At 53.6% G+C, this 12951-nt stretch carries 8 protein-coding genes; 2 read left to right on the top strand and 6 right to left on the bottom strand.

Going from position 1 to position 12951, the window contains the following annotated elements:
• The first annotated feature begins 15 nt into the window (after nucleotides 1-15).
• The gene (locus tag CBE72_RS16325; RefSeq protein WP_100145081.1) at nucleotides 16-702 is read left to right on the top strand and encodes a SapC family protein; all 687 of its coding nucleotides are present in this window, start codon (nucleotides 16-18) and stop codon (nucleotides 700-702) included.
• Between the two features lie 2155 nt (nucleotides 703-2857).
• On the opposite strand, the gene CBE72_RS16320 is transcribed toward CBE72_RS16325, so the two are convergent.
• A complete protein-coding gene (locus CBE72_RS16320) occupies nucleotides 2858-5491 on the bottom strand; it encodes a TonB-dependent receptor (RefSeq protein WP_100145079.1) in 2634 nt (877 codons plus the stop codon).
• Nucleotides 5492-5888: 397 nt separating this feature from the next.
• Here CBE72_RS16320 and CBE72_RS16315 point away from each other — a divergent pair, with 397 nt between their 5' ends.
• Nucleotides 5889-6905 carry a LacI family DNA-binding transcriptional regulator gene (locus CBE72_RS16315; RefSeq protein ID WP_100145077.1) on the top strand — a complete coding sequence of 339 codons (1017 nt, stop codon included), beginning with the start codon at nucleotides 5889-5891 and terminating at the stop codon, nucleotides 6903-6905.
• Between the two features lie 62 nt (nucleotides 6906-6967).
• On the opposite strand, the gene CBE72_RS16310 is transcribed toward CBE72_RS16315, so the two are convergent.
• From CBE72_RS16310 to CBE72_RS16290, 5 genes are all read right to left on the bottom strand, one after another.
• Entirely contained in the window at nucleotides 6968-8257 is a 1290-nt protein-coding gene (locus tag CBE72_RS16310) for an NAD(P)/FAD-dependent oxidoreductase (RefSeq protein ID WP_100145761.1), read from the bottom strand.
• A 137-nt stretch (nucleotides 8258-8394) separates the two neighbouring features.
• Nucleotides 8395-9756: an MATE family efflux transporter gene (locus tag CBE72_RS16305; protein WP_100145075.1), complete on the bottom strand. Its 1362-nt coding sequence runs from the start codon at nucleotides 9754-9756 to the stop codon at nucleotides 8395-8397.
• Between the two features lie 176 nt (nucleotides 9757-9932).
• Complete coding sequence (locus tag CBE72_RS16300; protein ID WP_100145073.1) at nucleotides 9933-11066, bottom strand: CobW family GTP-binding protein; 1134 nt, start codon at nucleotides 11064-11066, stop codon at nucleotides 9933-9935.
• 126 nt (nucleotides 11067-11192) lie between these two features.
• Complete coding sequence (locus CBE72_RS16295; protein WP_100145071.1) at nucleotides 11193-11540, bottom strand: hypothetical protein; 348 nt, start codon at nucleotides 11538-11540, stop codon at nucleotides 11193-11195.
• A gap of 98 nt (nucleotides 11541-11638) precedes the next feature.
• Complete coding sequence (locus CBE72_RS16290) at nucleotides 11639-12907, bottom strand: DEAD/DEAH box helicase (RefSeq protein WP_100145069.1); 1269 nt, start codon at nucleotides 12905-12907, stop codon at nucleotides 11639-11641.
• Between the last annotated feature and the right edge of the window lie 44 nt (nucleotides 12908-12951).

The raw sequence follows: 12951 nt of genomic DNA, 5'->3' as shown, positions 1-12951 counted from the left end.
AAGGATAAAAAGACAATGACAGCACAATACGTCCCGCTCAACAACGGCGCACACAAGGCTCTGAAAGTCACTCCAGGCATAGATTTCAGCGAATTTGAGAAGCACCATATGTTGCCTTTGCTGGTGCAGGAATTTTTGCCTGCCGCCACCAGTTTCCCGATCATTTTCGCCAAGAACAGCCAAAGTGGAGAATTCCAGCCGGTTGCCATCACCTCTCTGAAACCTGAGAGCAACTGCTTTATCAAGGATAACACCTGGACCCGACGTTACCTGCCTATGCAGTGCCGGATGCAACCTTTTGCCGCCGGTGACTCCAGCCAGGAAAATGTACTTATCGGTATCGATGTCAACAGCAAGCATGTCGGCGAAGACAAGGGCGAAGCCCTGTTTACCGAAACCGGTGAGCAGACCGAATTCCTGAAAAACCGCATCGAATTTATCGGCAACCTGATTGAGTACCGTGAAATCACCAAGCAGTTCGTCAAGACCCTGACCAGCCATGAATTACTGCAACCCAAGACTCTGACAGTAACCAACAAACAGGGTGAAAAGAGCAATATAGATGGCCTCTATATCGTCGATGAACAAAAGCTCAACGCCCTGAGCGATGAGGTTAAACTGGAATTTGCCAAGCGCGGCGTCTACTCACCGGTTTATGCTCACCTGTGTTCACTGAACCAAATCGACTTGCTGCTGGATTAATCCCAGTACAGAGATCAGAAGGTTGCCTTGGCAGCCTTTTTATTGGCTCACTGTCTTACCTGTGCAAGGGGCCGCACTAGAGTACAATTCTTCCCAAACAGAGTCATTTGAAGCTACAGGTATACACATATATTTCTGGCACAGGTGGAACTGTGACCTTCCGAGCCACACCGGGCAAAGGGCTTTGCTTGTCCAAAGTCCCTTGCATCCCCAAGGACACCCCGACGTAGCCGAAATCCCCGCTGGCTTATGAAGGGGGAATTGGTGCAATTCTGTTAGCACTGGGTAACTTGAAACATCTGAAGTGTCCGCAGACATACACCTCATTTCCAGGCACAGGCGGAACTGTGACCGTCGAAAACAGGGATGTTTTCGTCGAGGCTACAGGGACGTATTCACGCCGTGTCACAGGATCGCCTGTGCAAGAGGCCGTTCTCGGACGTCCTGTCCTACACGGCATTCAGGCTTCCTGCCTATCCGCACCGCAGGTGATGGGCTACATCATGGTCGGAAGCCCGGCAAGCGCTAATGGGCGATTTTAAGTTGAAAGCCAAGCCGCTGTGCCAGCGGCCTAACGTCGTGGAGTTTCACCCCACACCCGAGGAAAGGGGGCTGTATCGACTCGCCCCCTTTCCAAACCCCCAGCGACCCGCCACGCAGCGGAAAACCCCTTGTGCTTATGATGCCAATTCGCTATCGCGCCAGACGCTCATCCCTGATTCGACTGGCGCTGCTTCGGCATCCATGCCTCGCTACGCGATTGTCATCAACGCCCTGCGGCCACTTCGAGCGGGAATCGGTGCATTCTGTGAGAATGGAGTAGCTTGAAATATCTGAAGAGTTTACAGACATACGCCTATTTTCCAGGCACAGGCGGAACTGTGACCGTCGAAAACAGGGATGTTTTCGTCGAGCGCCCAGGGATGGGTTCACAACAACTTCCCTGTTTAACGGCCAGCTCACCATCCCTGGTTCGCGCTCGAAAGCATGTTGCTATGCAACTCTCGCCGAGTCACAGGATCGCCTGTGCAAAAAGCGCACCGCAGGTGATGGACTACACCGTGGCCGGAAGCTCGGCAAGCGCTAATGGGCGATTTTAAGTTGAAAGCCACGTTATTTGCGCCAACGGCTTTCGGCGACACCGAGGGGGTATTGGTGCAATTCTGTTAGCACTGAGTAGCTTGAAATATCTGAAGTGTCCGCAGACATACACCTCATTTCCAGGCACAGGCGGAACTGTGACCTTCCGAGCCAGGGATGGCGAGGCAGAGCTTACAGGGATGTACTCGCAGCGCGTCACAGGATCGCCTGTGCGAAAAGCGCACCGCAGGTGATTGGCTACAACTTAGCTAGCCGCTAGGAGCAAGTTCATTGGTGAGTTTTGGCCTAAAGCCATGCTAGCCGCTGTGCCAGCGGCCTAAAGTCGTGGTGTTCCACACCACACCGGCCAAGGGGCTTTGCTTGTCCGAAGCCCCTTGCATCCCCAAGGACACCCCGACGTAGCCGAAATCCCCACTGGCTTATGAAACAAATTGACTACACTCAGGACTCGCATCCTTGCTCGACCTTCGAGCCTCGACATCCCTGTCTCGGCTACGCCAATTTGCAACAACGCCAGCGGCGGCTCCGAAGGGGGGAATTGGTGCAATTCTGTGAGAACTAACTTGTTTGAAGCTACCTATATGCCCACAGACATACACCTCATTTTCATGCACTGGCGGAACTGTGACCGTCGAAAACAGGGACATTTTCGTCGAGCGCCCAGGGATGGGTTCACAGCGTGTCACAGGATCGCCTGTGCAAAAAGCGCACCGCAGGTGATGGACTACACCGTGGCCGGAAGCTCGGCCAATACTAACTTAGGAACTTTTTGGCTGGAAGCTATGTTAGCCGCTGTGTCAGCGGCCTAAAGTCGTGGTGTTCCGCACCACACCGGGCAAGGGGCGGTTCCGAAGGGGAGCTGGTGCAATTCTACAAGAATTACGTTACTTGAAGTTTCTGAAATGTCAGCAAACATACACTTAATTCCCTGGCACTGGCGAAACTGTGACTTGCCGAGGAAGATTTTTATAAAGATACAGGGAAAGCGCTCAGGGAGCTGATGCAAAAAGCCGCCCCTGGGGTCGGCTTTGGTATTGAAGATAAAGACCTGTACTTAGAAGCGCAGCGCTACACCAACTTTATATCTGGCTTCGCCTTCAAAGCTCCACACTGGGTAATCGGCCTTGAACTCGCTGATCACATCCTCTGCACTAATTGGGGAAACACCCGTCTGTATGCTGTCTTCTTCAGTGATGTTGACCGCTTCAAAGGTGATATCCAAATAGTCGGTTACCGAGTAGCTGGCACTGAGGTCCAAGGTCCCGTAAGACTCGTGCTGACGGTTACCGTAGAAACCAGGCAGCTCGCGCATCATATACTCAGAGCGCCAGTTATAAGCCAGACGAGCGCTAAAGTCGTCCATCTCATAGTAACCTACCAGGTTGACGGTATGCTTGGATGAGTCAGAGAACACGCCCACACGATCCGGATAGTTTTCTGCCGGAGAGGATGCATCGGCAAAAGTATAGTTCACCGAGTAACCCAAACCGTTGTCAAAGGAGTCCTGCAGCTGCAGCTCGATACCATCTATGCTGCCGCCGTCGGCATTGTACTTCTCGCTCACAGTCCAGCAGTCATAGATACCTACGCCACAAGAACTTTCACCTTCGGTTACCAGATTGGGATCTTCAATACCTATCTGCTGATTCAGCTTCTGTTTGGTGGTGATAAAGGAGCTGACATCCTTGATAAAGTAAGTGGCGGCAAACAGGCCGGAATCACTGAAGTACCACTCCAGACTCAAGTCGGCCTGGGTCGCCTTGAATGGTTCCAGCGCCACACTGCCACGCACCAGTTTTTCATTATAAGGTGTGCCATCGTTGTAACCCGGCAGGGTCGAGGTAGCAAACAGTTCGGCGTAGTTGGGGCGAGAGATCACCTGAGCGGCTGAGGCGCGCAGTATCACATCCTCACTCAAGTCGAAGGCGATGTTAACGCTCGGCAGTACATCGTTATAGCTGGACTTGTCTGTGCTCAGATCATCGGCGAACTGGCCCTGAACATTCAACGCGTAATAGTCAGACTCAATGTCGGTAGAGATGTAACGGAAACCGAAGTTACCGCGGAATCCTTCCCCGGCAAAAGTAGCCATGGCGTACAGAGCCAGGTTCTCTTCCTGGATGGTGCCGTAACCAGACTTGTCGACGGTAAAGCCATCGATGGCGGCATAGGCATCGGCAATCATGGCATCAAATATCGGCTCAGGCAGAGTGAAACCGGCGCCGGATGACATGGTGCCATTGTAGTAGGCAGAAGCGTCCTTGGTCAGTACCTTGGCGTCGTTGACTATCGCCGCATCTGTCATCTGGGTGACTTCATGATCGGCATAGCTCACACCTGTCTTGATGGCACTGATAGCGCCCCAGGCTACCGGGAAGTTGAAGTCCAACTGAGCGAAGGTTTCTTCATCCGTGTTGGGCTGCTTCTTCAGCGCCCAACCGGCAGTGGCCAATGGGTCGTTAAAGTCACCGGCCTCAAAATACTTGTTGGCGATGTCGATGTTGATCTTGTCGCCGGTGGCATCATAGATACCGGCAAAGTCAGCCGGGACACCGATTGAGTTGCCATAGTTGGCAGTCAAGTCGGTACCGCCCTCGGCTTCGGTGCGGCCTATGCGGCCTTCAACGGTGAAGTTATCCGCTTCATAGTTGAAGTTGAAATCCACTGTATCCGAGCTCATGCTCGCCTTACGGGCCCAGGTTTGTGCCCAGGCAAAGCCGCCCTGATCGCTGTGATTTATCTTGGTACAAACGCCGGCGGCATTGACCTGCTCACAGGTGTAGTCGCCTTGCTGAGTGGGAAACAGGAAGATGGAGGTGTTGGCGTTGTTGGCGTCCAGCTCCAGATTCATGTAGTTGAGCCCCAATTCCAGTCTGTCGGTGGGACGATACTGCAACACCAGGTTGATTGCGGTGCGCTCACGATCCTGTTGGAAGGTGGTTGGCACTATCTCACCCCAGCCAAGCAGGGTTTCGATGCCATTGCGCTGATAGTCCGTCTGGCTCCAGGAACCGGCAAGCAACACACCGAAGTTTTCATCTTCGTTTTTCCAGCTGTAGAGACCGGAGGCTTCAGGATCTATCTCTTCCGAGACACTACCATAGTCCCCTTTGGCGCTCAGGAAAACCGAGTTGGCATCCAAATCCAGCGGTTTGCGGGTGTTGATGATGACAGTGCCGCCTATGCCCCCTTCGGCAATATCGGCCTGAGAAGATTTGTAGACTTCAATCGAGCCCACCATCTCTGGCGGCAGCAAGGTGTAATTGAAACTGCGGTCGATGGCCTGCTGATCGAACCAACCGGTAGAAGCCACCGAGTGGCCATTAAGCTGGGTACTGGTCAACTGTGCCGAGGCGCCGCGGATAGAGACCTGTTGCCCCTGACCGAACTGGCGGTTAACGGCGACACCAGGAATACGTCCCAAAGACTCACCCACATCACTGTCGGGGAATTTACCTATATCTTCTGAAGTTACCGCATCGACTACGGCATCAGAAAAACGCTTGGTATTGACCGAAGCCTTCATCGAGGCACGCATACCGCGGACTTCAATTTTTTCAATATTGGCAGTTTCGTTGCTGTTGTTATCTGCTGCCTCGGCAGCCAGCGCGCCAACAGATACCGCCCCCCCAAGGAGGATAGCGATATTTGCAGCGAGGGCAGTTTTCTTAAAGGTAGATGTTCGCATCTCGTTTCCCTTCCATCACTTTATTATCTTTTTTGTTGCCATAACCATTCCCTTTAAGAGAATGACAACGCTGTCATGAACGAGAGCAAACATTACACAATAATTAACAGCCTTGCCACAACAAAATAACTACAAAGCAAACAAAAACTGTCATATTGCTGTGTTAGTGGGGTAAAACAGATTTTTTAGCTGGTCAAAAACCGTTCAAACAGAGTTTTATACACCCCAGAATATCAACAGTAGCGGGAAACAAATTTGGTCCCAGACTAAATCATGGCTAAATTCTGCGTTGCCAAACTGGCTAAAAGTCAGCAGTATAAGATGCTCGACAAGCGGCCATGCCGCTTCCGGCCCCCGCTGGCTGTGAGTATTCGCCTGACATCTCGGACTAAGTTGAATGAAAGTAACCATCAATGACGTGGCTAAATATGCCGGCGTTTCCATCAAGACAGTATCCCGGGTCACCAATAATGAGCCTTCGGTTAAACAGGCCACTATCGACAAGGTCAATGCTGCAATCAAAGCATTGAATTACCAACCGAATTTAGCTGCCCGAAACCTGGCTGCCACCAGTTCTTATGTCATAGGCTTCGTCTATGACAACCCCAATGCCTACTACATTATCGATATGCAGAACGGTATTCTTTCCGCCTGTCGGGACAAGGGCTATGAGCTGCTGATCCACCCCTGTGATGCCAAGGCCGAGGGTATTTGTGAACAACTGACCACCATGGTGAAACATGCCCGCCTGGCCGGACTGGTACTAACGCCGCCGCTGTCGGAAGATCCCAAGGTACTCTCAGCCTTGGATGCCATAGGCGCCAACTATGTTCGCATCATGGCTGGTGACAGAGTGCAGGCCGATACCGGACTGGCGGTATTGGTTAACGACAGATCCGGCGCCGTGGCCATTACCCAACATCTTATCGATCTCGGACATAGGCAAATCGCTTTTCTCAGCGGCGACTATCAGCACCAATCCACCAAGGAGCGTCTCGAAGGTTATCGTCAGGCCTTGAGGGATAACGGCCTGGACCAGGCTCCCGAGCTTATTATCGAGGGAGAATACTCATTTGAATCCGGAGTTGAGGGTGCCAAGAAGCTGCTCAAAGGGGCCAACCGGCCCAGCGCCATAGTCGCCTGTAACGACGAAATCGCCGCCGGAGCCCTGTTTGCCGCCAGGCTGGAAGGGGTGGATATTCCCACCGAGCTCTCGATTGTCGGCTTTGAGGACAGTCCCTTCTCACGTCAAACCTGGCCCAAGTTGACCACAGTGCATCAACCCAATGGCAAGATTGCCCAGATAGCTACAGAGCTGTTGATCGCCAATCGCCGTGAGCAGAGCGTTCGCAGCGAAATCTTTACCCCAGAGCCGGTTATCAGAGACTCGAGCGCTAGGGTGCAAGCAAGCTGAACTTCCAGCCACTAGAAAGGCGCTCTACCGAGCGCCTTTGCGATAAGATTCAAAACACTTTATCAGTGCAACTTGAGTTTGGGCCTGTGCCACTTCAGCAGCCGCTGCGCCAGACGATACACCAACGCCGAAAACCAACCGTACAAACTCGCCAGATGGCGTTGATACAGAGACATGTACATCATCCGCGCCACGTAACCCTCAATAAACAGGGAGCCGGATCTCAGGTTGCCCATCAGATTACCCACCGCCGAGAAACGGCTCAGTGACACCAATGAACCATAGTCGCGGTAGACAAAAGGATTTTCGGCCTTGCCCTTCAAGCGGTTGAGAATATTCTTATACAGGGTTTCCGCCATCTGCGATGCGGCTTGGGCCCGGGGAGGCACAGGCTTGCCGTTGTCCTGCACCAAAAAGGCGCAGTCGCCCAAGGCGTAGATATCCTTATGGCCCTTGACCCGCATACAGGCATCGACCTCGATAAGATTACGGTTATTGACCGGCAACTTATCAAACTGTTGCAGTACATCCGGCCCCTTGACGCCGGCCGCCCATACTTTGAGTCCGGCGGGGATCAACACATCTTCCTGGGTCACAACCCCCTGCTTGGTCACCTCTTTGACCTGCACTCCTATGTGCAAGCGTACTCCGATATGATCCAGTACAGACTGGGCTCTGGAGCTCACCTTGTCCGGCAATGCCGGCAATATCTTGGGCGCCGCCTCAATCAGGTGAATTTCCAGATGATGCTTGTCGACATTGAGGTAACCGTATTCTTTGACCGAGTCCAGCACATGATGCAACTCGGCGGCCAGCTCAACTCCGGTCGCGCCGGCGCCCACTATGCCGATACTGAGTTTTTCGCTGGTTTCATCGAGCAGTAACAGGTTGTCCAGCAACTTGTGGTGAAATTGATTGGCGCTGTCGAGGCTGTCGAGGAAGATACAGTGCTCTTTGGCACCCGGGGTGTTAAAGCTGTTGGCCACCCCGCCGATGGCAACTACCAGATAGTCATAGGGCAACTCACGCTCGGCGATAATCTGCTCGCCATCATCATTGCTGACTCCGGCCAGGGTGATGGTCTTGGCTTCGGGATCGCATTGCAGCATTTCACCGCGCAGGAAGCGATAGCCATTTTTCAGGCCATGGTCGCGATACAGCAAGCCTTCTACCGATTGATCTATCACCCCAACGGCCACCTCGTGCAGTTTGGGCTTCCAGATATGTACCGGACTCTTGTCTATCAGGGTTATTTCAGCCTCTTCCTTCAGGCCCAATTTGCGTCCCAGCTTGGATGCCAGCGCCAATCCTCCGGCGCCGCCGCCCACAATTAAAATCCGCTTACCGGTCACAAATTCCCCCAAGAGTATGAACTAATGCAAGATAGTCTTTTATAACATGATCCTGCTCAAAAATAACCTGAGATCTAAATTAATATTTCTTTATATATCACTGATGCAGGTGAATATTTGCCATCATTTCCTGTCGCTCAAGGCTGGTGTAATGCCACCTTGGTACGCTTCAAACTGTAGAACATCCACAGGCACAATAGGCTGCTGCAGGATGCCAAGGAGATCCACACGCCCGGCACGCCAAAGGCCCAGGCAAACACCCAGAGGAACAGGCCTATCAGCAGCAACTTGCTGCCCGTGAGTATCGAGGCCTCGGCCGGACGATTGATGGCCTGGAAGAAACTGGCTCCCACCAAAATCAAGCCTTCCATCGGCAAGCCCCAGAAATAGAGATACATGCCCTCAATGGCAACCGGGGCCAGGGTCGGGTTGTCACCGGCAAACAGATACACCATCCATTCCGGGCGGCTGTAGATAAGCACCAATCCCAGCAAGGCGCAGATCAAGGTGACAGAAAACGCCATTTTGGCGGTCTGCTTGACCCTGTCATATCGGCCGGCACCGGCATTGAAGCTGAGAATGGGTTGTGTGCCGAGGGCTATGCCTTCAAACACAAAATAAAACAGGGCTTCGGTATAACTCACCACGCCATAGGCGGCCACATGCAGCGAAGTGCCGGTCCAGAGCAGCGCCATGTTATGCATGGTCAATACAATCGACAGGTAGAGATTCATCAGGAAACTGGGCATCCCCAGCTTGACGATTTCCCAAACCAGCTCCAGGCTCAATTTCATCTGCTGCCAGTCGATATTGAGCCGGGTGCGCTTGCTAAAGAAATGTTGCAGACACAGGCCGCCGGTAACCGCCTGGGACAACATGGTAGCAATGGCAGCACCGGCAAGGCCAAAGGGAAAGACCACAATAAACAGCCAGTCCAGCAGGGTGTTAAGCACGCCCCCAAATACCAGGATCCAGGTGACGAAACTGGGGCGACCGTCATTCCGCAAAAGCGCCGAGAAGGCCATGGAGATGATGGGGAAAATGCCCAAGGCAAAGTACCAGAACAGGTATTGGTAGGCGCCTTCATAGACCTCACCTTCGGCTTTCAGCCAGCGCAGAATGTCATCGGTCAACATGGTACCGGCAAGCGACACCACCAATGCACTCAACAGGCAAAGACTGAAGGTATTGCCGAGAATTTTTCTGGCCCTGGCGACATCACCGCGGCCAAGATTGATGGAGATAAGCGCGGCGCCGCCCATACCTAAAAGCGCACCGAGCGCATAGAGAATGGCGCCCACAGGGTAAGCCAGCATAATACCCGCCAGACCCGTTTCCCCCAGGTAGTGGCCGATAAACATCCCATCTATGGTGACGTAAATGCCGGTCACCAACATGGACATCACTGTGGGGACTGTGTAACGCCAAAAGAGTTTACTGACAGGTTGCTGCAGTAAGGCGAGATCCTGCTCTGTCTGGGGGACGCTGTTTGAGGTCATGACGCTTTCTCAACATCAAAGGTGTTAAACCATAAGTTCGATATCAGAGGCCATATTGGGAGGCGCCAGCTCGGCCTCCATTCAAATTAGCACTCCGAAATCAATCACCTCGGAAAAAGTGGATGGCGGATTGTACCCGAGTTATCAACCCAGATGCCACCGCCTTGAACAGGCCGTTATTCGGCAACTTTGATGGCGAGCAGTTGCTGCTCCAAAGATTCAGGCTGCAAAGGGGCGCGACTGATGATTTCCAACCTGGAGTCCATGGCATCATCGAGCTCTTCAACGCTCAATTCACCATCGAGCATATTGAGCGCCGCTATGCCGTCTGCGGTGATCATCACAGCTTTTAGCCGCACCACATCGAGTGCCTTGACCCAGCGATAGAGGCGCTCGAGATCGAACAGCCAATCCGGAGCAAAGATCCAGCCATAGCTGTAACAGCCCTCGCCTTTGTTACTCTTGAACACTATGCCGCGAGCGTCCCACTCGGGTGCTTCGGGGCTCTGCGGCTCGACGCCGAGTGGCTCGATGGCAAACACACCGGCATTTTGCCGCAGCAGCCCGGCGCCTATGGGAGTGGCTTTAGCGTTCAAGTTAACCTTTGTCGGCCGAGCCAGAGCCTGCAACAATTCATCGCTGAGCTTCTGCTCTTTGGACCAGTAGAACAGCTCCCCTTCCAGTTGCTGAGCGGCAATAAAGGCGGCTATCTGTTCCCTCAAGTGTGCAGCTAGCCGCCCACTCTCCTGATCACTTTCCGGCTCATACCCTTGATCATTTTGCGGCTCCCCCCCAGACAGAACCATTGACTCTTGCTGTTGCCAAAGGTCCTGCTTGCCGGCCAGCAGGATATCGGCTATCTGCAGCTGGGAGAGAAAATTCTCATGTTCGCTATAGCGCTTGTCACTGAGTTTGCGCGGGTCAAATAGACAGATACTGGCCTTGAGGCTGAGCACTTCGGCAAACTGTTTCGAGCTTAGGGTTTTCAAAATCTCTTTGGGATGGCCAAGGCCGGTGGGTTCTATCAGCAACCTGTCGGGTTTGGCCCGGGCCAGCAGTTGGGTCACCGCCACTTGAGTCGGCACCCCGGCGGCGCAGCACAAACAGCCACCGGGTACTTCTCGTATGACAACGCCTGAATCACTCTGCCCCATCAAACCGGCATCTATTCCTATCTCACCGAACTCATTGACCAATACCGCCCAGGTCTCGCCCGCGGGCTTATTGGCCAGCAACGCTTTAATAAAGGTGGTTTTGCCTGAACCGAGAAAGCCGGTGATCAGATTGGTGGCAACGGGTTTGAGGATCATCTGTGACTCCATTCCTTACAGCATTGAGGCAACAGAGTGTAACCCAAGCAGGGAAAGAGTTAGCTGGAAATTGTAAACAGATGCAAAATGGACGCAGATAGCGCCCATTTCTGTGAACCTGGCCGGTTAGAGCTTGAGTTCGTGATCCACTATCGGTGTCAGCCCTTTGGCACGGTTTTCCATGGCATCGTCCAAGTCAAAGCCACCGGCGCGCCAACCCTTGGCCTCGGCCGCAGAGAAACTCTGCAAGTGCCACTCTTTAGCATCTTGGAGTTTAAAGCCTGCATCCTGCCAAGCGCCTGCGCTTGAGGCATCGAAACCGGCAACATGCCACTGCTGGGCGCTTCGGGAGTCAAAGCCGGCCTCTTTCCAGGAGGCTATCTCGGTTGAACTCATACCGGACCAATCTTTGGGTGTAGAACCGCAAGCCACAAGCATACTCAACCACAGCAAGATCACTAATTTTCGCCACATACTCATCTCCTGATACCTTTACTATTCCTTAAGTTAAGGGGGCTGCGCTGCCGACGGCTTATTGAGGCAACGCATTGAGTATAGCAGGCTTCTTTAATCTATCTGCGCCTCGGCCCTTTCGGAGCCTGGCCCTTGCGACCGGGTTTATGGCCCCTGTGAGTCTTGGCATGTCGGGGCTTCTCTACAGGCTGTAAATAACGCTCCGGCAACGGCGCCCCCTTCTCGTAACCCGGCAGTACTTCTCTTGGCAGCTTGTAACCGAGCAGGGCTTCTATTTCAGCCAGTTTTTGCTCTTCGGCCGGGCTCACCAAAGAGATGGCTTCGCCGCTGCGCCCTGCCCTGCCGGTACGACCTATGCGGTGAATATAGTCATCAGCCTGGGATGGCAGCTCGAGATTGATAACCCTTGGCAAGGCCGGAATATCCAGGCCTCGGGCCGCGACATCGGTTGCTACCAATACCCGAATCTCACCATCGATGAACTGCGCCAGAGCACGGCTGCGGGCGCCCTGAGTCTTGTCACCGTGAAAGCAGGCGCTCTTGATGCCGTCGAGTTTCAGCTCTTGCTGCAACAGCTCGGCACTCTCCTTGGTACTGACAAAGGCCAACACCTGTTGCCAGTTATTGCGACCAATAAGCTCGGCAAGCAACTCGGCTTTACGGCGATAGTCTACCGGATACACCTTTTGCAGGATCTGCGCCTGAGTTCGGCTCTCTTTATCCACTTCAAACCATTCTGGCCTATCGAGCAGCTTGTGCCCTAGGCGCTTGACCGCCTCGGGGAAGGTCGCCGAAAACAACATGGTCTGATGCTCGGTTGGCAGATAGCGCCCCAGGCGTTCAATATCCGGCAAGAATCCCAAGTCCAACATGCGGTCAGCCTCATCCAGCACCAGGGCCTGAACCTGATCCAGCCTGAGATGATCCTGGCTCAGGTGATCAAACAGCCTGCCCGGGGTCGCCACCAGCACCTCAATACCGGCCGCTATCGCCTTGCGTTGAGGGTTAAAGTTGGCGCCACCGAAAATGGCCAAAATGCGAAACGGAGTATGGGCGGCGTATTTGCCCAGTTGAGTCGCCACTTGCTGCGCCAGCTCACGGGTTGGTGTCAGGATAAGCACTCTCGGCGCGGCGCCATACTCAGGCTCAGCGAGCCCTTGTTGCTGCCACTCATCAATCAAGGCGGCCAACAGCGGCAAGCCAAAGGCCGCGGTTTTACCTGTGCCGGTCTGGGCCGAAGCCATAATATCCCGTCCGGCCAATGCCGCCGGTAATACCTGCTGCTGCACCGCCGTCAGCTCACGATAGCCGCACTGGGCAACGGCTTCAAGCAGTGCTCCCGGCAGCTGGGTTTCAGAAAACTGCATCTTCAACACCTGAAACATAAAAAGGTCGGCGAGTATAGCGCAAA

This window comes from Shewanella carassii (assembly GCF_002777975.1).
GTDB classification, from domain to species: domain Bacteria; phylum Pseudomonadota; class Gammaproteobacteria; order Enterobacterales; family Shewanellaceae; genus Shewanella; species Shewanella carassii.
The sequence above is the reverse complement of the archived record's forward strand: the minus strand, read 5'-3'. Positions and strand labels throughout refer to the sequence as shown.

What these genes read in the sequence shown, in the direction of transcription:
- CBE72_RS16295 (WP_100145071.1), bottom strand. Translation starts at nt 11,540, where the DNA reads ATGTGGCGAAAATTAGTGATCTTGCTGTGGTTGAGTATGCTTGTGGCT.
- CBE72_RS16290 (WP_100145069.1), bottom strand. Translation starts at nt 12,907, where the DNA reads ATGCAGTTTTCTGAAACCCAGCTGCCGGGAGCACTGCTTGAAGCCGTT.
- CBE72_RS16325 (WP_100145081.1), top strand. Translation starts at nt 16, where the DNA reads ATGACAGCACAATACGTCCCGCTCAACAACGGCGCACACAAGGCTCTG.
- CBE72_RS16320 (WP_100145079.1), bottom strand. Translation starts at nt 5,491, where the DNA reads ATGCGAACATCTACCTTTAAGAAAACTGCCCTCGCTGCAAATATCGCT.
- CBE72_RS16300 (WP_100145073.1), bottom strand. Translation starts at nt 11,066, where the DNA reads ATGATCCTCAAACCCGTTGCCACCAATCTGATCACCGGCTTTCTCGGT.
- CBE72_RS16305 (WP_100145075.1), bottom strand. Translation starts at nt 9,756, where the DNA reads ATGACCTCAAACAGCGTCCCCCAGACAGAGCAGGATCTCGCCTTACTG.
- CBE72_RS16315 (WP_100145077.1), top strand. Translation starts at nt 5,889, where the DNA reads ATGAAAGTAACCATCAATGACGTGGCTAAATATGCCGGCGTTTCCATC.